The organism is Telluria antibiotica (assembly GCF_011682055.1).
Taxonomy (GTDB): Bacteria; Pseudomonadota; Gammaproteobacteria; order Burkholderiales; family Burkholderiaceae_D; genus Telluria; species Telluria antibiotica.
Genome location: NZ_JAAQOM010000001.1, coordinates 300,303 through 321,791 on the forward strand (window position 1 = coordinate 300,303; position 21,489 = coordinate 321,791).

22 protein-coding genes and 1 pseudogene are annotated in these 21,489 nt (G+C 65.4%); 15 read left to right on the forward strand and 8 right to left on the reverse strand.

The window, feature by feature from the left end; translation table 11 throughout:
• Positions 1-44: 44 nt before the first annotated feature.
• A complete protein-coding gene (locus HAV22_RS01190; protein ID WP_166855659.1) occupies positions 45-938 on the reverse strand; it encodes an NAD(P)/FAD-dependent oxidoreductase in 894 nt (297 codons plus the stop codon).
• Between the two features lie 106 nt (positions 939-1,044).
• On the opposite strand from HAV22_RS01190, the gene HAV22_RS01195 reads away from it, so the two are divergent.
• A complete protein-coding gene (locus HAV22_RS01195) occupies positions 1,045-1,692 on the forward strand; it encodes a TetR/AcrR family transcriptional regulator (protein ID WP_166855661.1) in 648 nt (215 codons plus the stop codon).
• Positions 1,693-1,908: 216 nt separating this feature from the next.
• Complete coding sequence (locus HAV22_RS01200) at positions 1,909-2,175, forward strand: hypothetical protein (RefSeq protein WP_166855663.1); 267 nt, start codon at positions 1,909-1,911, stop codon at positions 2,173-2,175.
• On the opposite strand, the gene HAV22_RS01205 is transcribed toward HAV22_RS01200, so the two are convergent.
• Positions 2,132-2,794 (reverse strand): hypothetical protein, encoded by a 663-nt coding sequence (locus tag HAV22_RS01205; RefSeq protein WP_166855665.1) that lies wholly within the window; start codon positions 2,792-2,794, stop codon positions 2,132-2,134. The two genes, HAV22_RS01200 and HAV22_RS01205, sit on opposite strands and share 44 nt — an antisense overlap.
• A 522-nt stretch (positions 2,795-3,316) precedes the next feature.
• Between HAV22_RS01205 and HAV22_RS01210 the strand changes: the two genes are divergently transcribed.
• The 5 genes from HAV22_RS01210 to HAV22_RS01230 all read left to right on the forward strand — a co-directional run bounded on the left by HAV22_RS01210 (position 3,317) and on the right by HAV22_RS01230 (position 8,427).
• Positions 3,317-4,435, forward strand: coding sequence for a Re/Si-specific NAD(P)(+) transhydrogenase subunit alpha (locus HAV22_RS01210; protein WP_166855667.1), 1,119 nt, complete (start codon positions 3,317-3,319; stop codon positions 4,433-4,435).
• Positions 4,436-4,457: 22 nt separating this feature from the next.
• A complete protein-coding gene (locus HAV22_RS01215; RefSeq protein ID WP_166855670.1) occupies positions 4,458-4,772 on the forward strand; it encodes an NAD(P) transhydrogenase subunit alpha part 2 in 315 nt (104 codons plus the stop codon).
• The gene (locus HAV22_RS01220) at positions 4,769-6,223 is read left to right on the forward strand and encodes an NAD(P)(+) transhydrogenase (Re/Si-specific) subunit beta (protein WP_166855672.1); all 1,455 of its coding nucleotides are present in this window, start codon (positions 4,769-4,771) and stop codon (positions 6,221-6,223) included. The genes HAV22_RS01215 and HAV22_RS01220 overlap by 4 nt, the downstream gene beginning before the upstream one ends.
• A gap of 143 nt (positions 6,224-6,366) precedes the next feature.
• A complete protein-coding gene (locus HAV22_RS01225) occupies positions 6,367-6,951 on the forward strand; it encodes a LysE family translocator (RefSeq protein WP_166855674.1) in 585 nt (194 codons plus the stop codon).
• A gap of 9 nt (positions 6,952-6,960) precedes the next feature.
• The gene (locus HAV22_RS01230; protein WP_166855676.1) at positions 6,961-8,427 is read left to right on the forward strand and encodes an aminotransferase-like domain-containing protein; all 1,467 of its coding nucleotides are present in this window, start codon (positions 6,961-6,963) and stop codon (positions 8,425-8,427) included.
• Positions 8,428-8,705: 278 nt separating this feature from the next.
• On the opposite strand, the gene HAV22_RS01235 is transcribed toward HAV22_RS01230, so the two are convergent.
• The 3 genes from HAV22_RS01235 to HAV22_RS01245 all read right to left on the reverse strand — a co-directional run bounded on the left by HAV22_RS01235 (position 8,706) and on the right by HAV22_RS01245 (position 11,070).
• Positions 8,706-8,897, reverse strand: coding sequence for a hypothetical protein (locus HAV22_RS01235; RefSeq protein ID WP_208296004.1), 192 nt, complete (start codon positions 8,895-8,897; stop codon positions 8,706-8,708).
• A gap of 74 nt (positions 8,898-8,971) precedes the next feature.
• Positions 8,972-9,877 carry an efflux RND transporter periplasmic adaptor subunit gene (locus tag HAV22_RS01240; RefSeq protein ID WP_371869499.1) on the reverse strand — a complete coding sequence of 302 codons (906 nt, stop codon included), beginning with the start codon at positions 9,875-9,877 and terminating at the stop codon, positions 8,972-8,974.
• 281 nt (positions 9,878-10,158) lie between these two features.
• Positions 10,159-11,070, reverse strand: a complete 912-nt coding sequence (locus HAV22_RS01245) for a LysR family transcriptional regulator (protein WP_166855680.1) — start codon at positions 11,068-11,070, stop codon at positions 10,159-10,161.
• 119 nt (positions 11,071-11,189) lie between these two features.
• Between HAV22_RS01245 and HAV22_RS01250 the strand changes: the two genes are divergently transcribed.
• The 7 genes from HAV22_RS01250 (at position 11,190) to HAV22_RS31750 (ending at position 16,283) form a co-directional block, all read left to right on the forward strand.
• The gene (locus HAV22_RS01250) at positions 11,190-12,080 is read left to right on the forward strand and encodes an MBL fold metallo-hydrolase (protein ID WP_208296005.1); all 891 of its coding nucleotides are present in this window, start codon (positions 11,190-11,192) and stop codon (positions 12,078-12,080) included.
• 31 nt (positions 12,081-12,111) lie between these two features.
• Positions 12,112-12,609 carry a nuclear transport factor 2 family protein gene (locus tag HAV22_RS01255; protein WP_166855681.1) on the forward strand — a complete coding sequence of 166 codons (498 nt, stop codon included), beginning with the start codon at positions 12,112-12,114 and terminating at the stop codon, positions 12,607-12,609.
• A gap of 10 nt (positions 12,610-12,619) precedes the next feature.
• Positions 12,620-13,321: a DsbA family protein gene (locus HAV22_RS01260; RefSeq protein ID WP_166855682.1), complete on the forward strand. Its 702-nt coding sequence runs from the start codon at positions 12,620-12,622 to the stop codon at positions 13,319-13,321.
• Between the two features lie 15 nt (positions 13,322-13,336).
• Positions 13,337-13,729, forward strand: a complete 393-nt coding sequence (locus HAV22_RS01265; protein WP_166855683.1) for a nuclear transport factor 2 family protein — start codon at positions 13,337-13,339, stop codon at positions 13,727-13,729.
• Between the two features lie 4 nt (positions 13,730-13,733).
• A complete protein-coding gene (locus HAV22_RS01270; RefSeq protein WP_208296006.1) occupies positions 13,734-14,540 on the forward strand; it encodes an alpha/beta fold hydrolase in 807 nt (268 codons plus the stop codon).
• Positions 14,541-14,787: 247 nt separating this feature from the next.
• On the forward strand, positions 14,788-15,282 hold the full coding sequence (locus HAV22_RS01275) for a flavodoxin family protein (protein ID WP_166855684.1): 495 nt from the start codon (positions 14,788-14,790) through the stop codon (positions 15,280-15,282).
• Between the two features lie 266 nt (positions 15,283-15,548).
• Positions 15,549-16,283, forward strand: a complete 735-nt coding sequence (locus tag HAV22_RS31750) for a hypothetical protein (protein ID WP_267874734.1) — start codon at positions 15,549-15,551, stop codon at positions 16,281-16,283.
• Positions 16,284-16,416: 133 nt separating this feature from the next.
• Here HAV22_RS31750 and HAV22_RS31595 read toward each other — a convergent pair.
• The 3 genes and pseudogenes from HAV22_RS31595 to HAV22_RS30770 form a co-directional block, all read right to left on the reverse strand.
• A pseudogene (locus tag HAV22_RS31595) lies at positions 16,417-17,926 on the reverse strand (ABC transporter ATP-binding protein/permease); the annotation flags it as partial.
• Positions 17,808-18,320, reverse strand: coding sequence for an RND family efflux transporter (locus HAV22_RS30765; protein ID WP_208296007.1), 513 nt, complete (start codon positions 18,318-18,320; stop codon positions 17,808-17,810). The pseudogene HAV22_RS31595 and the gene HAV22_RS30765, both read right to left, overlap by 119 nt.
• A gap of 66 nt (positions 18,321-18,386) precedes the next feature.
• Positions 18,387-19,052, reverse strand: a complete 666-nt coding sequence (locus HAV22_RS30770) for an efflux RND transporter periplasmic adaptor subunit (RefSeq protein WP_503827420.1) — start codon at positions 19,050-19,052, stop codon at positions 18,387-18,389.
• 1,445 nt (positions 19,053-20,497) lie between these two features.
• Between HAV22_RS30770 and HAV22_RS01290 the strand changes: the two genes are divergently transcribed.
• Positions 20,498-21,433 (forward strand): hypothetical protein, encoded by a 936-nt coding sequence (locus HAV22_RS01290; protein WP_166855685.1) that lies wholly within the window; start codon positions 20,498-20,500, stop codon positions 21,431-21,433.
• Positions 21,434-21,489 lie beyond the last annotated feature (56 nt).

Sequence of the window (21,489 nt, forward strand, 5' to 3'; positions counted from 1 at the left end):
GTTTCATCATACAACTGCGGGAGACCGGCGAGGAGTCTATGCTCTCAGACCACCATCGATTGCTGGGCGAAGATACCTGCCATCGCGCCTTGCGACGACGCCTGCGTGACCGAGGGCATGAGAGGCGTGGCGAGGTCACCGGCCGCGTAGATGCCGGGCATGCTCGTCTGACGGCGCTCGTCGACCTTGAGGGCGATGCCGACGGGCGTATCCACCGTGGCGAGACCCAGCGCTTCATGCAGGCTTGCGGACGGCTTGTTGCGCGGATGAGCGAACAGGATGTCGACCGCGATATTGCGGCCGGTATCGAGATTGACGCTGGCGATATGCCCCTCGTGATGGGCGATCTCCACGATCCTTCCGTCGACGACCGGTATGTTACGCAATGCCAGATCGGCCCGGATATCGGGCGGCATGTCATGACCATCGGCGAAGACAGTCAATTTGTCGGTCCAGTCCCCGAACAGCTTGGCGGACTGGTACGAATGCGGGCCGGACCAGACGAGGCCCCAGTGCTGGCCGGCGACTTCAAAACCGTCGCAATACGGACAAGGCACGATGGACGTGCCCCAGCTTTCGGCAAAGCCCGGCACATCAGGCATCTGGTCGGCGACCCCATAGCTCAGGATCAGGCGGCGTGCCCTCAGGGATTCGTTATCGTCGGTGACGACGCAGAAATCGTCGATTGCGCCGGACACGCTCTCGGCCCGGGCATTGACCAGCCTGATCGTTGGATAGCGCGCCAGTTGCTGCCGCGCCTGGGCCAGGATGTCCAGCGGCGGCTTGTGATCGTGGCCGAGCAGGCCATGCGAATGGCCGGCGAAGCGGTTGCGCGGCCGGCCGGTATCGAGAACGATGACCTTTCGACGGGCGCGGCCGAGCTGCAGGGCGGCGGCGAGGCCGGCAAAGCTGCCGCCGATGATGATGACGTCATTCATGGTGATGGGCTCCGTGTCGTGGATGGAGGGGGCTGACTTGCATCTTTAAGATACTGCGTAGTATCATAACGATCGAATTTAAATACTGTCAAGTACTGGAATTGTCGTGACTGAAAACAACCATGGCCGGCGCGGTCGGCCCGCCAACGAGGCGCTTCGCCAAACGATCGTCGACGCCGCCGGCGAACTCTTCGTGGAATTGGGCTTTCAAGGGACGACGATGGACAAGGTCGCCCAGCGGGCGAAGATATCCAAGCTGAGCATCTATCGGCACTTCGAGAACAAGGAAGCTCTGTTCAGCGCGTCCATGGCGGCCCACTGCCATCCGTTTGCACCACAGGCCCTTGTTGAAGGCGTCGACGGTTCGGCCGAAGGTCAACTGATGGCGATGGGATCATCCCTGCTGCGCACGCTGTTGAGGCCGGACGTGCGCAGTGTCGAAGCCATGGTCTTGGCCGACAAGACGAATCAAAAATCGTTAAGCAAGCTCCATTACGAAGCCGGGCCCGCCCATGTCATCGCCCAGATCGAGGCACGGTTGCGGCAGTTGCACGCGAAGGCGATTCTCGACGTGCCCGATGTTCCCCGGTCCGCCCGCTTGTTCGCCGCGCTTTTCAAAGGATCCGATCTCCTGCATATCGCACGCTTCGATGAGGCGAAAGCCAACGACGACAACGACATCGAGTCGTATTGCCGGTCGGCCGTCGCCATGTTTCTCGCGGCGCACGGTCGCAACGGCCGCGCGGGCAGATAGGTAGCGACTCTGCTCCGAGCCCGGGAAACATTTCCCCTTGAACAGACACGTAGCCAAGGAGGCATCGGTGTACCGCTGGCGCCACGGTATCGTTGCAAGGCGAACCACCGATACCCCCGCTTATTCCGGATTTCACGCCACCGCTGCCTGCCTGCTGTATGCTGGATGACCTCAACGCTCCTGCCGAACGCACTGCCTATGCCAAACGCCACGAACATGCCCGACAGTGCCGCCACGCTCATGCACTATGTCGACGATGCCGGCTGGACCGAACATGCGGAGCTCGTCGTGCAGATCATGATGTCGAGCGTCCATCCGGACGTCGAGGCGTCACTCGCGACGGCGGCTTTGCTTCCGCAACGCGTACGCATGTCCGTCTCACGTTTCCTGAGCGAGATCCTCGCTGGCGAATTCAGCGACGAGCAGCGGCACGCGATTTTTACCTGGACGCAGTCCTGGGCGTTGGCCAGCCTGGACCAGTAATCAGTCCGCCCGGGCGCTTTGTCGCCCTCCCTCGGCGCGCGCGCCAGCCCAACAGGTCGAACAATCGTCTTGAAGTACGCGATCGGCACTTGCCGATGTCGGCGTTGAAGGACGCCGTCCACGCAGTATGGGCAGCGGTGCGCGGGCCTCGAGACAGAACACGGCAAGTGCCTCGGTCAGGTGCGCCGTCTGGTTCCTCGTCGCCCGGCAACGCGTAGAAGTCGTACATCACGGCCCCTGCCTGCGCTGCGCCGAGGACGAGTCCGACGCCGAGAACATGGCGAAACGCGCGCGCCCGCACCAGGCGCCAGGCGATGTAGGCAAGGTAGCACGACAGGACGCTCCACACGCACAGGTAGAACGCCGGCTGGACGTGCGCGGCCGTGTCGCCCACCACCAGGGCCGCCGTGCCCGCCGTCGCGCCGCAGAACAGGTAGAGATCGACATACGGCAGCGGCCCGTAGCCATGCGTCACCGCCATCGGGCCCAGGACCATGATGGCCGGGCCGCCGCATCCGCGCAGGAAGGCGTCGCAAAAATACGCGACGCTCCAGGCGGCATCCGCGTCGCCGAGCGCGTACACCACGATGCTCGCCCCGCCAATGCGACGACGAGCCATTCGGCACCGAGCACGTTATTGCCCTTCCCGGCGGACTTCACGCCGAAGACCGACGACGTCGGCGCAAGCAGACCGAACGACAGGACTAACAATTGCTGCTCGATCTCCTTGACGAATCCATACAAAGTTTTCTGCCGCCAATAGAACATGCTATCAAAGATAGGACAAGCAACCGGCGTTAACGTTGGAAATTCCTATCGCCGGCGAGGTCCGCAGTGTTTGTATTTCAAGATGAATATAGGACAAGTCTACAACCATCTAGACGTCAAAACCCGCACCCCGTTTCATAGCGCCGAACCATATTTCACATCACAAAATCCGCGCCCTCCGCAGTCGCTGCACCCGATCCCGTTCCGCAAAATCCGATCTCGCATCCTGAAAGCGCACCGGCAAGCTATTGATTATTGAGCGGAAGTTTTATGTTTTATGTCTTATATAAGATATAAATCGATCGACAGCCCTCCCTTATCATCGCAGCATGAGCATTGCCACACCATTTCGTCATCAACCATAGGAGCATTCATGAAGATAGGGATACCGGCCGAGACACGTCCGGGAGAGACGCGGGTCGCCGCCACGCCCGAAACCGTCAAGAAGCTGGCGGCCACGCACGAGGTCCTCGTCCAGTCGGGCGCCGGCCTGCGGGCGTCGATCGGCGACGACGCGTTCGCGGCGGCGGGCGCCACGATCGCCGCCGCGGCGGACGCGTTCGGCGCCGACATCGTCCTCAAGGTGCGCGCGCCGGACGCCAACGAGCGCGCGCTGATGCGGCGCGACGCAATCGTGATCGGCATGCTCGATCCGTTCGATTCCGCCAACCTGGCCGCGATGGCCGAAGCGGGACTGTGGGCCTTCGCGCTGGAAGCGGTACCGCGCATCACACGGGCGCAGTCGATGGACGTGCTGTCGTCGCAGGCCAACATTGCCGGCTACAAGGCCGTGATCCTGGCCGCCAACACGTACGGGCGCTTCATGCCGATGCTGATGACGGCCGCCGGCACGGTGAAGGCGGCGCGCGTGCTGATCATGGGCGTGGGCGTGGCGGGCCTGCAGGCCATCGCCACCGCCAAGCGCCTGGGCGCCGTGATCGAGGCGTCCGACGTGCGCCCGCCCGTCAAGGAGCAGGTGGAATCGCTGGGTGCGAAGTTCATCGACGTGCCCTATCTCACCGACGAGGAACGCGAGATCGCGCAAGGCAGCGGCGGCTATGCGCGGGCAATGCCGGCGGACTGGATGCGGCGCCAGGCGGAACTCGTGCACGAGCGCGCGAAGCTGGCCGACATCGTCATCACCACCGCGCTGATCCCGGGCCGCCGGGCGCCGGTGCTGATCGGCGAAGAGACCGTCAAGGCCATGAAGCCTGGCTCGGTGATCGTCGACCTGGCCGTGGCGCAGGGCGGCAACTGTCCGCTGTCGGAGCTCAACCAGACCGTCGTGCGGCACGGCGTGCACATCATCGGCCAGCCCGACCTCGCCTGCCTGGTGCCGGCCGACGCGTCGAGCCTGTACGCCCGCAACGTGCTCGATTTTCTCAAGCTGATCGTCGACAAGGACGGCAGGCTCACGATCGACCGCGAGGACGAGATCATCCGCGCGACGCTCCTGTGCGCCGGCGCCGAAGTCCTGCGCAAGAGCGCTTGATATCACGAATTACGGAGTTTCCATGGAAGTCAGTCATACCATCATCAACCTCATCATCTTCGTGCTGGCCGTGTACGTCGGCTACCACGTCGTCTGGACCGTCACCCCGGCGCTGCATACGCCGCTGATGGCCGTCACGAACGCCGTCTCCGCCATCATCATCGTCGGCGCCATGCTGGCCGCCGCGCTCACCAGCGGCATCGTCGCGCAGGTCGCGGGCACGGTCGCCGTGGCCCTGGCCGCCGTCAACGTGTTCGGCGGGTTCCTCGTCACCCAGCGCATGCTGGAGATGTTCAAGAAAAAGGAATCGAAGGCGAAAGCGGGAGGCCGCGCATGAACGCGGTCTCCATGAACATGGTCACCCTGCTGTACCTGGTGGCCTCGATCTGCTTCATCCAGGCGCTCAAGGGCCTGTCGTCGCCCGCCAACGCGCGCATGGGCAACGCGTTCGGCATGGCGGGCATGGTCATCGCCACGCTCACCACCGTCGCCCTCATCGTCAAGCTGCAGGCGATGATGGCCACCGGCTCGTTCGGCTTCGGCCTCATCCTGCTGGGCACCGTCGTCGGCGGCGGCATCGGCGCCGTCGCGGCGCGCAAGGTCGAGATGACCAAGATGCCGGAACTGGTCGCCGCCATGCACTCGCTGATCGGTCTCGCGGCCGTGTGCATCGCCGTGGCCGCCGTCTCGGAACCGTGGGCGTTCCGCATCGCCGAGCAGGGCCAGCCCCTCCCCTTCGGCAACCGCATCGAGCTGTTCATCGGCACGTTCGTCGGCGCCGTCACGTTCTCCGGTTCCGTGATCGCGTTCGGCAAACTGTCCGGCAAATACAAGTTCCGGCTGTTCCAGGGCGCGCCCGTGCGCTTCCCCGGCCAGCACATGGTCAATCTCGGCATCGCCGTCGCCATCGTCGCGCTGGGTCTCGTGTTCTGCTTCGACGGCGGCACCGCGCCCGCCTGGGCGCCGTTCATCGCGATGACGGCGCTGTCGTTCCTGCTCGGCGTGCTGATCATCATCCCGATCGGCGGCGCGGACATGCCCGTCGTCGTGTCGATGCTGAACTCCTATTCCGGCTGGGCAGCGGCCGGCATCGGCTTCTCGCTGAACAACGCGATGCTGATCATCGCCGGTTCGCTCGTCGGTTCGAGCGGCGCGATCCTTTCGTACATCATGTGCAAGACGATGAACCGCTCGTTCTTCAACGTGATCCTGGGCGGCTTCGGCGGCGACGGCGGCACCGTCGCGGCGGGCGAACAGGCGCAGCGCCCGGTGAAATCCGGCTCGGCCGACGACGCGACGTTCATCATGGCGAATGCGGAATCCGTGATCATCGTGCCGGGCTACGGCCTCGCGGTCGCGCGCGCCCAGCACGCGCTGAAGGAACTGGTGGAAAAGCTGACGCACAAGGGCGTCGCGGTGCGCTACGCGATCCACCCGGTGGCGGGCCGCATGCCGGGCCACATGAACGTGCTGCTCGCGGAGGCCGAGGTCCCGTACGACCAGGTGTTCGAGATGGAAGACATCAACGCCGAGTTCGGCCAGACCGACGTGGTGCTGGTGCTGGGCGCCAATGACGTCGTGAACCCGGCCGCGAAGGATCCGAAGTCGCCGATCGCCGGCATGCCGATCCTCGAGGCCTATAAAGCCAAGAGCATCATCGTCAACAAGCGCTCGATGGCATCGGGTTATGCCGGGTTGGACAACGACCTGTTCTACCAGGCGAACACGATGATGGTGTTCGGCGACGCCAAGAAGGTCATCGAGGACATGGTGAAGGCGGCCGACTGAGCGCCACGTCTCGGGCCGGCAGTATCGCCGCTGTAGCAGTCGTTCGACTGATACAGCATGTGCCTGCACGCGGCGCCTTGTGCCTGTTCGCCGCCGTGCCGCGCTTCTAGACTGGAGCCTCCTCCACTCTGCGACTGCATGCCATGACCGAACTCCTGCCCCTGATGAGCTATTGCTTCGTGATGTCCGCCACGCCCGGGCCGAACAACGTCATGCTTGCGACCACCGGCGCCAGCTTCGGCTACCGCGGTGCGTTGCCCGTCATCCTCGGCATCCAGGCCGGCCTCCTTGCGCAGACCATGCTCATGTGCCTGGGGCTCGGCAGCGTGTTCGTCGCGTACCCGATGGCGCAGCAGGTCCTGCGGATCGCGGGCGCCCTGTACCTGATGTTCCTGGCCTGGAAGCTTGCCGGCGCCTCGGTGGCGGGCACCAGCGCACCGAAGGCCGTGTCCTTTGCGCAGGCGACGCTGTTCCAGGCGCTGAATCCCAAGAGCTGGCTCAAGGCGATCACCATGGCATCGGTCTTCCTGCCTGCGCAAGGCAACCTGCTCGCCAACGCGCTACTCGTGTCCGTCATCGGCGCAGTGGTGGGAACGCCGTGCAACGTCATGTGGGCGCTGTTCGGCGTCTCGATCCGCAGCGTGCTGACGGCGCCCCGCAGCCAGCGCATGTTCAACGTGGCGATGGGGGGCATCCTGATGGTCCTCGCCGTGCAGTTTTTACGCTAGACTTCAACGATGTTCCCCATCGACCGCTCCTCGCCCGTTCCCCTGTTCAAGCAGATCGAGGCCGCATTGCGCCAGCAGATCGCGCAACGCGTCCTGCCCGGCGGGACCAGGCTGCCGTCGATCCGCCAGCTCGCCGCACAGATCTCCGTCAGCACCAATACCGTGGTGGTGGCGTACGACAGGCTGGTTGCCGCAGGCGTCATCGACACGCACGGCACCGCGGGCTTCTTCGTCCGCGCGCCAAGCGACGCCGGCCGCGCCGTTCCCGACGAGGTTGCGCTGGAAGCGGGCCAGGAACAGGAGCCCGTCTGGCTGATCCAGCAAGTGAACGACCAGCGCCCGGGCGTGCTGCTGGCCAGCAGCGGCGCCTTGCCGCCCACGTGGCTGCAGGACGGGCTGCCGGCGGCCGCCGTGCAACGTGGCCTGGCGCGCAGCGCGGCCGGCATGGCGTCGCGCTGTCCGCCGCAAGGGCTCGCCGAACTGCGTGAGCAGATCGCGCTGCTGTTGCGCGGCATCGGCGTCGCTGCGGACGCTGGTCACATCCTCACGACCTTCGGCGGCACCCATGCAATCGATCTGATCTGCCGCACGTTCCTGCAGCCCGGCGATACGGTGCTGGTCGAAGATCCCGGCTACTTCCTGATGTTCGGCAGGCTGCGCCAGGACGGCGTGCGCCTGGTGCCCATCAAGCGCCGCCCCGATGGCCTCGACCTCGACGAACTGGAAGCCGCCTGCCGCGCGCACCGTCCGCGCCTGCTGTTCGTGCAAACGGCGTTGCACAATCCCACCGGATGGAGCAGCAGCGCCACCAACCTGCACAAGGTGCTGAACATGGCGCAGCAGTACGGCGTCCTGATCGCCGAAGACGACGTGCACGGCCATTTCCAGCACGGCCACAGCACGCGCCTCGCATCGCTGTCCGGACTGGACGGCGTGATCTACTATTCCAGCCTGTGCAAGGCGCTGAGCCCCGCCCTGCGCATGGGCTACCTGGCCGCGGCGCCCGCCCTGCTGAAGCTGCTGATGCGCACGAAGATCCACGCCGTCATGACGTTGCCCGCGCTAAACGAATACGTGCTGCTCGAAGTGCTCAAGGCCGGCAACCTGCGCAAGCACCTGGACCGGCTGCAACGCAAGATCATGGTGGCGCGCAACGCCAGCACGCGGCAACTGAGCGCGGCCGGCGTGCGGTTCGAGCAGCCCGGCGACGCAGGCATTTTTTTGTGGGGCACCATGCCCGACGGGCTGGACGTGGACTTGCTGGTGCAGGACGCCTACCGCAACAAGATCCTCATGATGCGCGGCGCGGCGTTTTCCGCCGACGACAGGCCCGACCAGCACATCCGCTTCAACGTCGCCTTCAGCCAGCATCCGCGCGTGAGCGCCTACCTCGAGGAACGCTTGCGCGGGGTGGCTGACGCGCGCTCGACCCTCGCGCGCGCGCGCGGCACCGCCAGCATCAACGGCAAGCCCTGAGTCGCGAACACCGCAAAAAAAGCCCGGCGGTGTCGCCGCCGCCGGGCAAAGGTCCACCCAACAGGGGGATGGATGGAGGCACACCTTCAGGATCAGTGACGGGACGGTTGCCACGCCGGCGGCAGGATATGCAGGATGCCGAACAGCAGGGCCAGGATGACGCTCACCGCGAGCGCCCCCGGATAGCGCCGCACGTACTTGAATGCGACGACAGCCTCGAGGTAAAGAAAACGACAGCGGCTGCTGTCGTTCCCTCGTTGCGGCGTGATCCGCGCGGATCAGCCGTCCACAGCGCCCGTCGCCGGACCTGGCAGGATGCTGTCGAAGGCGGCGCGGAACTTGGCGTCGAAACCGCGCGTGTGGCGACGCTTGCGCCGTCCCGCGCCGAGCTGGCAGGTGATGCCGTCGGCCAGCGCGACGAGCAGGGTTGCGCGATGCAGGCTGTCGGCGGGCTTGCACTCGGGGTCCATCGCCCGCACGAACTTCGCGATACAGAGCAAGCGAACAATGCCAGCGTCAAGGCGCGGTACGTCATCGGCGCACCTCAGGAGCCCGATGCCGCGGGAGACTTCGTGCCGGCATCCGGCGCGGACCCGACCAGCACCTTGTCGCCTGGGGCCAAGCCGGACAGGATCTGCACCTGCTGCACATTGCGCAATCCGACCTTCACCTTGCGGGCGGCAACGTGTTGGCCGGCGTCGAGCGCATTGACCCTGTACTGGCCGTCCTCGTCCTGCGCACCAAGGCCGTTCGCCGGCAGCAGCAACGTATCGCGCGCCTGCGCGACGACGAACTGGACCTGCGCACTCATGCCGCTCATCAGTTCGTGATCCGCATTCTTGACCTCGAACAGGACAGTATAAAAGGCCTGCTTGCCCTGCTCGCCCGTGCCCTCGTCCGGGATGGGAGTGACTTGGCGCAGCGTTCCCGACCAGTGTTTTCCCGGATAGCCAGGGGTCGTGAAACTCGCTGCCATGCCGGGCCGCAGGCGCGTCACATCGCTTTCCGCGACGCGCGCCGCCATCGACACCACAGTGCCGGCAATCGGCGACCGTACCAGCGTTTTCTGGCACGCTTCCTCATCGATTTTCAATGTCGCTTCGCGTTCGTGGATCTGCGCCGCGATCGCATCGACGCGCGCGTTTGCCGATGACGCGTTCATCCGCGCCGATTCGAAGGCGTCCTCGCGAGTCGCGTTTTGCGCTTTCAAGGGTCTGGCGCTTGAGTCGAGCAGGGCCTGGTCGACCTGGACCGTGTCACCGATGGCGACCAACACCTCTTTCACCTGTCCGCCAATCCGGGCGTACGCGTCGGCCCATGTGTGGAGTTGGAGCTTGCCGGCAGCGTCGACCGTTTGCCGGAAGTCGCCGCGGCGCGCGGTGACGGTGTCGAGCTTGACGGGCGCGGCTGAGGCCTCGGGCGGTGACGGTTTGGTTGCTTGCGCCAACACGGGACTGGCTCCGAGCACAGCAGCCAGGGAAAGCAGAGCCACGGTCACGTCGCGGGAAGCCACGCGCTGGGCGCGGGTGGCCCAGGGCGGAGTTCTGTCTTGTCGATCAGCAGGCATGGGACCACATCAGAAAAATTCCGAGAATACACACATTCCGGGAGCCGGCTGACCGCCTCGCAAAACATATCCCGCCCTCCCGTCGGCAATCGTGTGCACATCAGTCTCTTGCCACGATCGTGTGCGCAGTCGGGACGACAGATCCGACTTGGCACCACTCGGTTTTACAGCATATTCCTGTCCCACGGTGCAACATCGCCGCCGAAACGCTGCGCAAGGAAGTCCAGCAACAGTTGCAAGGCAAGCGGCCGGTGCCGGCGCGACAGGTACACGGCGTGGATGCCCAGCGGCTCCGGCTCAAAGTCGGCCAATACGCGCACCAGCCGTCCGGTGCGAAGATCGTCACCGACATAATAAGTGGGCAGCATGCCCAGCCCGGCACCGGCGAGAACCGCTCTGCGCAAGATCGCGGTTTCGTTGGTGAAGAGCATGCCGTTGGCCGGCACGTCCACCGTTTGCCCACGGTATCGGAAGCGGTAATGCGCCCCGGCGCCAAAGGAGTTGGTCACGAATCGATGCGCGTTCAATGCCTCGATCCCGGCCGGCTGGCCGTCCTGCGCGAGGTAGTCGGGAGATGCGCACAGCACCGAACGGCATTGCGCCAATGGCCGCGCAACGATGGCCGGATCCAGAGAGTTCGTGATCCGCACCGCGAGATCGATGCGATCCTCGACGAGATCCACCGGCCGGTCCGCGACGAGCAACTCGACCTGCACGCGTGCATGCAGACGCTGGAAATCGACCACGGCCGTGGTCAGCTGTGCCTCGGCGAAGGAGCTGGATGTCGCAACGCGCAGCTTGCCCTCCGGTTCCCGGTTGCGGTTGCCGGCAATGTGTTCGACGTCGTCCGCCAGTTCGAGCAGTTGCCGGCAGGACGACAACACCGCCTGCCCGGCATCGGTCAGGGTGATGCGCCTGGTGGTCCTGTGCAGCAGGCGCGCTCCCACCCAGCCTTCCATCGCCGCCAAGTAGCGGCTGACCATGGCCTGCGACATCTCCAGGCGTGCGGCAGTCTGGGTGAAGCTGCCGCGCTCGGCGACTTCCACGAAGACCCGGGCAGCGGTCAAGCGATCCATTCAGCGGTCCATTTCATCGATTCATGCAATTATAAATTTCAATAACGGCAGTTTATCTGCTGAATCGATAGGAATAAAGTACGCATCGCATTACAACCCATTCGACTCAGGAGATCGCCATGTTTTCAGCCAAGAAGATTGCCCGTTTTGTCGTTCCCGCCCTGGCGCTCGGCGTTGTCGCCGCCGACGGCGCCGGAGCACAGGCCGCTGCGCCGCTGACCCTGAAGGTCTACAACGCCGACGGCCCCAGCTTCCACGTCAATTCCGTCCTCATCAGCGGCAAGACCGAGGCGCTGGTGATCGACAGCGGCTTCACCCGCGCCGATGCGCTGCGCATCGCCGCCAACGTGCTCGATTCGGGCAAGACGCTCAAGGCCATCTTCATCAGCAACGCGGACCCGGATTTCTACTTCGGCGCCGAGACGCTGAAGAGCCTGTTCCCGCAGGCCCAGGTGTTGACCACGCCTGCCGTGCGCGAAAAAATCCAGGCCAAGCTGGCCGGCAAAATGGCGGTCTGGGCGCCGAAGATGGGCGCCAATGCGCCGAAGCAGCCCATCGTGCCGGACGAACTCGAGGGCACGACGCTGACGGTGGATGGCGAAACGATCGAGGTGCGCGGCACGACCGGAGAGCTCGCGCACCGTCCGTACATGTGGATCCCGTCCCTCAGCGCCATCGTCGGCAACATCGCGGTGTTCGGCAATCTGCACGTCTGGACGGCCGATACGCAAAAGCCCAGCGAACGCCAGGCATGGTTCGCACAGCTCGACGAGATGCAGGCGCTGAAGCCGGCAACCGTCGTGCCGGGTCACATGGCCGCGGGCACCGCGCTCGACGCCAGCAGCATTGCCTATACCCGCGACTACCTGCAGCGCTTCGACGCCGAAGCCGCAAAGGCCAAGAACGCCGCTGACCTGATCGAGGCGATGCAGAAGGCGTATCCGAGGGCGGGCCTGGGTATTGCGCTGGACATCGGCGCCAAGGTCAACAAGGGTGAGATGAAGTGGTGATCGGACCACGGACAACCAAGGAAACAGAACCATGATCAAGACCCGAACACTCGCCTTGTCGCTGGTCCTGGCGCTCGGCGCCACGACGCTGCCCGCCGCCCAGGCGGCAGAGGCGCAGCCGGCCGCGCCTGCCAAGTCCCACGTCCACGACACAGCCGCAGCCAACAAGGCACTGGTGCTCAACGCCTACCAGGCGCTGTTCGGCGACCACGACCTCGGCGCCGTCGACCGCTACTGGGCGAAAGACTACATCCAGCACAACCCGTACATGGCCGACGGTACCGAGGCAGTCAAGCAGTTCGTCGAGGAACTCGGACTGCTCCAGGGACCGAAGTTCAAGGTCGAGTTCCTGCGCGTCGCGGCCGAGGGAGACCTGGTCTTCGTGCAGACCCGCCAGCCGAAGATGGGCGCCAACCCGGAAATGGTCATCGTGGACATTTTCCGCGTCGCGAACGGCAAGATCGCCGAACACTGGGACGTGATGCAGGCGGTGCCTGCCGACAAGGTGAACCCGCGGCCGATGTACTGAGGAGAAGCCCATGAGCACCACGACGCTGCACTACATCCACGATCCCCTTTGCGGGTGGTGCTATGGCGCCGCCCCGCTGGTAAAGGCCGCCCGCGAGGTCGTGCCCGTGCGGGCGCACGGGGGCGGCATGATGGCGGGGGCGCGCCGGCAACCGGTCACGCCGCAGTTGCGTGACTACGTGATGCCGCACGACCGGCGCATCGCGGAGCTCACCGGCCAGCCATTCGGCGACGCTTATTTCGAAGGCCTCTTGCGCGATGCCTCGGCGGTATTCGACTCCGCGCCGCCGACGGCTGCGGTGCTGGCGGCCGAAACGCTCGCCGGCCGCGGCCTGGACATGCTGTCCCGCCTGCAGTCCGCGCACTATGTCGAGGGCCGGCGCATCGCCGACCGCGCCGTGCTCGTCGAGATGGCTGGCGCGATCGGGCTGGACGCCACTGCCTTCGCGCGGGCGCTGGACGACGCACAACGCGAGGAACTGCACGCACACATTGCCGAGACGCGCAGGCTGATGGAACGCGCCGGCGCACGTGGCTTCCCCAGCTTCGTGCTCGAACGCGACGGCAAGCTCACCGTGCTCGACGCGGGAGCCTTCCTTGGCCGCCCGCAGGCGCTGCGGGATTGGCTGAGGGCTCAACTGCCTGATGACGTGGCGTCGCAGGGAAGCGCGCCGGCGGCGTTCGGCTGCGGCCCCGACAGCTGTTCAATCTGAAGACGGAGAAGCATCATGCGAAGCAACTTGCAAATCGTGTCCGAGCACTATGCCGCATCGGACCGCGGCGACCTCGCCGCCATGCTGGCCGATGTCGCGCCGGACGCGCGCTGGACGGAGATGGCGGGTTTCCCTTGCGAGGGTACGTGGATCGGCCCCGCGCAAATTGCTGCACACGTGTTCAAGGTCCTGGTCAGCGAGTGGAATGACTACCGCATGACGCTCGAGTCCCTGGTCGACGGCGGCGACTGCATCGTCGGTATCGGCACCTATTCCGGTACGTACAAGCGCACCGGACGGGGCATGCAAGCGCGCGTGGCCCACGTGTGGCGGCTCGCCGGCGGCAAGATCGTGGCCTTCGAGCAGTTCACCGATACCCTGCTCGTAGCCAACGCCATGGAGACGTAATGCCATGACACCGACAATGTTTCGACGAGCCTGGTCCGGATGGCTGCGCACGATGGCTGCCGCAGCCGCGTTGGCGGTCGCTGTCGTTCCGCAGGGCGCGTACGCTGAACCGGGCGCGCCCGGCCTGCGCAATATCGTGCTCGTGCATGGCGCATTTGCCGACGGCTCGAGCTGGTCCGAGGTCATCGCGATCCTGCAGCGCAAGGGTTACCGCGTGACCGCCGTGCAGAATGCCCTGACGTCGCTGGCCGACGACGTCGCCGCGACGCGCCGCGTGCTGGACCGGCAGAAAGGCGACGTGCTGCTCGTCGGCCACTCCTGGGCCGGCGCCGTGGTCACGGAAGCGGGCAACGCACCGAACGTGAAAGGACTCGTCTATCTGTCGGCGCTCGTCCCCGACAGCAATGAATCCGTCAGCGATCTGCTCACGCGTTTGCACGCGCCGATGCAGGGCCTGACGCCCGACGGGAATGGACTGATCTGGCTGGACGATCCAGCGGCCTATCGCCAGGTCATGGCGGGGGATGTGCCCTCGGCCAAGGCACGCCTCCTCGCGGCCGTACAACAGCCAATCGCCGCCGGTGCGTTCGGCGAGAAGGTGTCCCATGCGGCCTGGCGCGACAAGCCCACTTGGTATCTCGTCACCGGGAACGATCACGCACTGCCCCCTGCCGTGCAACGGGAGCTCGCCAAGGAAACCGGTGCGCATCGCGTGACGCTGGCATCCAGTCACATGTCGATGGTGTCCCATCCGGCGGACGTCGCCAGGCTGATTGATCGCGCAGCGCGCGATTCGATCGAGCATCAATAAGGACAAAGCTTCCTCACGCCGCGACCAAGGTTCGCGAAGCGGCCCACGTTGCCGCCATCGCCTTTTGTCGGGGCCACCTCCGCGACCCGGGCATACATTGGCCGCAGCGTCGCGTTAGCCGATCAGATCAGCCGCGTTCTGATTGCATATTTGATCTAACTCAAACAAATTGGGAGGCCCGCGGGTGCACGATGATGTCTTCGCGTTTGCATCCCGGCGCCGCCGGGCAGGAAGCGAAGGAGTTCACATGAAACCTTGTCTCGTCGTTTATTACTCCCGAACGGGTATCACGCAGGACGTCGCGACGCGGATCGCGGCGGCGTGCGCATGCGATATCGAGCCCGTCCGCGATGTCCGTCCGCGCACTGGATGGGCCGGCTACCTGCGCAGCGGTCGCGAGGCATTCGCGCGCAAGACGCCGCCCATCGCCGCCATGACGAGGAACCCCGACGACTACGAGCTCGTCATCCTCGGCTCGCCTGTCTGGGTCGGCCGGCTCAGCGCCCCGATGCGCAGCTACGTACAGGCGAATGCGGCGCGGTTCCGGCGGGTCGCGGCCTTCTGCACGATGGGAGGATCGGGCGGCGACAAGGTACTCGACGGGATCGCCGCGCTGTGCGGCAAGCCGCTGCTCGCCCGCATGGCGCTGGCGGACCACGAGATCAAGTCCGGACAGGACCGGGATAAGATCGGCATGTTCGTCCAGGCAGCCACCGCGGCACCCACCCGGCCGCTCGCCTAGTCCCGCGACCATGCAAGAAGTCACCCCGCTCGACGCCATCGCCACCGCTGCGCCACGACCCGGTCCGCCACAGGCGATGCCGACGAGCAGGCATGACTGACGCGGGGTCCGGGCCGCGCATGCCATCCCCGCTTCCCGCAGTGCCGGCGGCCCTCAACGGTCGGGACGCACACCCCGCAATCGGTACCGAGGCCAAGCTCGCTCTCCTGTCGCGGCCTGCGAGCTTTCCGGGGCCGGCGCACGACGTCAACACAATCGAAACCCATATGTCCTGGGTGTTCCTGACGGACGACTACGCATACAAGCTCAAGAAGCCCGTCCGTCTCGCGCCCTTCGATGCCCGCACGCTTGCCGCCAGGCGCCGCTACTGCGACGAGGAGGTGCGCCTGAATCGTCGTCTCGCGCCCGACGTCTATCTCGGCGTCGTGGCGCTGCGCGTCGATACGCGCGGACAGTTGCAGCTCGGCGGGGACGGCATCATCGTCGACTGGCTCGTCTGGATGCGCCGCCTCCCGGCCGCCCACATGCTCGACCGGGCAATCGGTGCCGGGTCGGTGCGGCAGGACGACCTGCGCCGCGTCGCGGCCCACCTGGCCGCGTTCTATCGCGCCGCGCCGCCGTTGACCATCGACGCCGGGGCCTACCGTGCCGCGTTCGCGCGCGACGTGGACCGTAACCGGCGCGCACTGACGCGAGCGGCATACGGCCTCGCGCCAGGCCCCGTGCGCGACTTGTGCACGGCCCAGCAGGCCATGCTCGCAGCCAGGGCGGACTGGCTCGATGAACGGGTCCGGTTACGCCGGATCGTCGAGGGACACGGCGACCTGCGGCCCGAACACATCTGCCTGGCGCCGCAGGTGTGTGTCATCGATTGCCTCGAATTCGCGCGTCCCTGCGCATCGTCGACCCGGCCGACGAGCTGGGATTCCTGGCCCTGGAATGCGAGCGGCTGGGCGCGGCAGCGACGGGCACGTACCTGGCCTGCACGTAGATCTGGTTGACGTAGCCGGTCAGGCGCGGCTGCAGGCCGAACGGATTCGGCGCCTGCGGATACGCCACGGCCAGGCTGTTCGACTGGCTCGGCGTGGCGACGCCCATGATCTTGCGCTCGGCGGTCGCAAACGGCACCATCACGAGGTCGCCCTGGTCCTGGCCATACGCCGTCTGCCCTTTCGGGGCGTACAGGCCGACGATGCGCACCGGCAGGCCGCGCACCAGGATCGTCGCGCCGACCGGGCTCTCGGTCGGCGCAAAGAGCTGGCGGCGCACGGTGTCGCCGACGACCGCGACGAGCGCCGCGCCGCGGTCGTCCTGGTCTTCGAGCATGCGGCCTTCGGCGAGATGCCAGTGCGTAGCGACCGGAAACGACGCGGTCACGCCCTGGATCATGGTCGTCCAGTTCTGGTCGCCATACTGCACTTGCCCGCTCTGGCGCATCAGGTAGCTGACGGCGCCGACCATGGCCGCCTCGCGCCGGATCGCATCGGCATCAGCCACCGTCAGCGTCGAGGCGCTGCCGAAACCGGCGCGCACGCCGCCGCTCGTGGCCGCTCCCGGCACGACCACGAACTGGTCCGTCCCGATGCTCTCGATCTGGCGGCGCACGGCATCGTCGGCGCCCTGGCCGACCGCGATCATCGCGATCAGCGCCGCCACGCCGATGAACACGCCGAACATCGTGAGCGCGGAGCGCGTCCGGTTGCGCCACAGCGCCTGCGCCGCCGCGGCCATGATCATCAGCGCGAACGCCCAGGAGCAGGCCTGCCCGGCACTTGCCGGCGCGGGCCGGACCGCCCGCGGCGCGGGCACGGCGCCCGTCCGCTCCGGATTGCGGCGGTCGGACACGATCGCGCCGTCGCGCATCGTCACCACCCGCTGCGCGTAGGCGGCAATGTCGGATTCGTGCGTGACGACGATCACCGTGACACCCTGCTCGCCGTTCAGGCGCACCAGCGTCTCCATGATCTCGTGCGACGTGTGCGTATCGAGGTTCCCGGTCGGCTCGTCGGCGAGGAGCACGTCCGGCGCGTTGATCAATGCACGCGCGATCGCCACCCGCCGCTGCTGCCCGCCGGACAGCTGCGCCGGCGTGTTGCCGGCGCGGTCGGCGAGACCGAACCGGTCGAGCGCCGCGCGGGCGCGCGGTGCGCCCGGCGACGTCCGGCGGACCATGGCGGGAATAGAACAACGGAAGCGCCACATTATCGATGGCGCTGGTGCGGGCCAGCAGGTTGAAGCTCTGGAAGACGAACCCGAGGCGGCCGCCCCGGATGTCCGCCAGCCAGCTCTCGACGAGCCCGGCGACGTCGACCCCGTCCAGCAGGTACGTGCCGCCGGTGGGGCGGTCGAGGCACCCGAGGATTGCCATCAGTGTCGATTTTCCCGAGCCGGAGGCCCCCCTGATCGCCACGAACTCGCCCCGCTCGATCGCCAGCGTGACGCCGCGCAGCGCGTGGACCTCGACGTCGCCGGCGCGGTAGGTCCGCACCAGTTGCCTGACGTCGATGCAAGGGGCGCCCATGGCGTCAGCGGCGCACGGGCTGCAAGCCGGGCATCGCCGCTGGCCTGCGGGCCGTGTCGCCGCCGTTCTCGGCGACGATGACGGCCTCGCCGGACCGTAGGCCGCCGCCCTTGATCTCGGCATACGTACCGTCGTCCAGGCCCGTCGCGACGGCGACGCGCCGGGGCCGTCCGGCATCGAGCACCCACACCTGCGGGCCGCGCGTTCGGTCGGCGTCGCCGGCCAGCGCGGGCCGGTAGCGCAATGCCTGGTCGGGCACGCGCAGGACGGGGCCAACCTGCCTGCTCACGATGCGGATGGAGGCCGTCATGCCGGGTTTGAGCTCGAGGTCGGCATTGGCCACGTCGACGACGACGTCGTACGTGACCACGTTCTGCACGGACTGCGGGGCCTGCCGCACCTGGCGCACCGTGCCCGCAAACACGCGCTCGGGAAATGCCGACACGGTGAACGTCGCCGCGTTGCCGACCACGACCTGCCCGATGTCGGACTCGCTGACGTTCGCATCGACCTGCATCCGCGTGAGGTCCGTGGCGATGAGGAAGAGCGTCGGCGTCTGGAAGCTCGCCGCGACGGTCTGCCCCTAGGTCACGTTGCGCGACACGACCGTGCCGTCGACCGGCGAGACGATGTCCGTATAGCCGAGGTTGATGCGCGCGGCCCGCAACTGGGCTTGGCGCTGCACGATGTCCGCCTGGTCGAGTGCCACCTGGGCCCGGGCCTGGGCGACCGTACTGGCTGCTGCGTCGACCGTTTCCGAGGACACGAACCCGCGTTGTGCCAGAGTCCGGTTGCGCGACTCGATACGTTGCGCGTTGGCGAGACCGGCCCGGTCCTTGTCCAGCTGGGCCTGCGCCGTTCCGAGCACGGCCGCGGCCTGCTCGACCATGGACTCGTACGGACGCGCGTCGATCCGCGCGCACAACTGGCCGGCTTTCACGCGCGTATTGAAATCGCAGGAAACCGTCCGGATCACACCCGAGACGTAGCTGCCGACCTGGATCGTCGTCACCGGGTTGACGGTGCCGCTCGACAGCACCGCCGGCGCCACCGTCCCGACGCTGGCGGCAACGGTGGAATAATGGACAGGAACGCGGCCGGTCCGGCTCCGCACGTAGGCCGCGCCCAGCGCGATCAGGACCAGCACGGCAAGCGGCACGAGCACGCGTCCGCGCTTCGCCGATGTCGCACCGGGCCGGGTCGAGGACACGACCTCTTGCGGGGAACTGCCAGCGACGTTGGACAGCATCGACACTCCGTGAGCTCATACACGTCCTGCCCCATGCTAAGGGCGGCCGACGCTATCAAGGTTTGACTATCGTCAAATTGGGACCAGAGAGTTCAGTCTAGCGCGTAGAACATCAGACTGCTAACGACCTCGATGAACGGCATCAGGAACTGGTCCTTGCCGCGGAGTCACAGCTTCAGTGTCGACGTTCAAGAGGTCTCGGGATGAGCGCCAAACGATCCGCTGGGCAACGCCGCATGTTGCGGGGGCTTTCGGAGACTTTTACAGTTCGGGGCATTACAGCAGATGGCGCATTCCAAGTCATTGAAATGTAAGCCATCATTCTCCTGGCACAGACATTGCTCACCATCTGTCGAAAGTACGGTTACTGGCCTGTCGACCGAGGAGACAATCATGAACTCGTCAATGAACAACGAATCGACGCACCGCCTGATCGCCACTGCGAGAATCAACAGGTCCGTGCTGTTGGGAGTGTGTCTGATCGCTCTAACCGCTATCCTGTTTTACGGACCCGTCTTGCTGTTGTTGTGGCGCGAACTGCGATGAAGTGCCATTGCGCCATGAACGCATGAGATTCCCACTCTACACGGCCACCCCGACCCTGTGGCTCATCTCTGGTGTTAAATCCCGCACGGTGCCCCGGCAAGTGCTACAGTAATCTAATGCGTGGCGTGATCCGGCATCCCATGCAAATCCGTACGCGACCGGGCCGCTCCACAGCGTGGTTGCGCTGCCTGATCCGTTTCAGGCCAGGAATCTCGGGATCGGACTCGCCACGCACGAACGTCGAGCAATAACTCCGGAGCCGTTCATGAGTATAGAAAGGTTGCTGATCCGAGCCGATGCTGCGAGACTTGAGATTCAAACCGATGCCGTCCCGGCAACTTATTTCAGAAGAGACGGGCGAACGGCTCGCATGATCTACAAAGCATTGGCAATACGCAGATCGTTCGGCCCGCAGGCAGCCCGCGTATTCCTCATGTCGATGGGTGTGACCGCATCCCTTGTGCACCGGATCGTCAGTTCTCCAGTGGAGCGGCTGCGACGTTGACTTCAGTATCCCGAAGTTCAGATCCTTCTGCAGGGGAAACTTCTTACGCCACCAACCATGAAATCCGGGCAGTTTTTTTTACAGTGTTCGGCCTGAGCCATCCGAACTCGGACCGATTCGAATGTCTCGTCCGACTCAATCATCCTGAGCTCTGCGGCCGCCGCGCCGCATTTGGTGCAGCACTGCACGCGGCGCGCTCGGCTGGCGTCACTTGCCGTTGCTCATGACCAAAGACGCCCCGTCAGCCCCGATCTTGTTCCATTCTCGGCTTGAAAGCCTACGCCAAGCCCGCAATTCAACGGCCTGCAATTTTTTGACGCGGCCTGATCTCACGCAAACTTCGGTCAAATTCCTGATCGAAAATCTCCGTTAGATCATTGCCTGGGGATCAAAAATGCCGATTTCTTTCCCAGTTCTTTCTCGTGGGCAGCTAGTGCAAGTGCACGAACTGGATTATGTCCTCGCCACGCTCGACAGTGACGGGAAACTTGACGGTCTGCCATTCATGCCTGAAATGGCGGCGCTGTGCGGGCAATCCTTCCGTGTCACACGCCGGGTTGAACGTACTTGCGTGGCCGGGGCAGGCATGCGTCGGATGCGTGACACCGTCTTCCTCGATACCGCGCGCTGCGATGGCCAGGCCCACGACGGCTGCCAGCGCGGCTGCCAAATGTTCTGGAAAACCGCTTGGCTGTTCCCGATTCAGGCAGTGTCGTCAAGAACCCGTGACGCCCCGATCAGCGAGCACCCGGCTTCCCTGCCGACACGTATCGCGGAGCGCTATGTCTGCCAATCGACTGAACTGGCTGGTGCCAGCCGGCCCCTGTCCCGCTGGAGTGTCCTGCCATTTCTTCGCGAGATAGCCAACGGCGACCTGTCGTGGGCCGCATTTGCGCGGATTGCCACCCGTGCCGCACGCCGTCGTCTGTTCCCTGGCCTGGAGAGCGAGTCGCTGGCCGGCACCCCGGGCAAGAAATCGAAAGGGGCGTTGGGGCTGGCCGGCGGCGATTGGGTCGATGTCAAGGGCGCGGCCGATATCGTTGAGTCGCTGGATGAACATGGCACTAATTGCGGCCTCGGCTTCACGCCCACCATGATCCCGGCCATAGGGCAGCGGCATCAGGTGCTCTATCCCATTCGCAAGATCATTGTGGAACAGGACGGACGGATGGTTCACTTGAGCAATACGGTCGTGTTAGACGGGGTCGTTTGCCAAGGCACTTGCGTGAACCAATGTCCCCGGGCCGAATATTTGTACTGGCGCGAAAGCTGGCTGGACCGCGCAGACGGCCCCTCGATGTCGAGCGTACCCGGCTCGGGCAGTGTGTAGTAAAAAGGACGTTGCAGTTTTATTTTGTATGGACGCCCCTGCATATTTTGCCTATC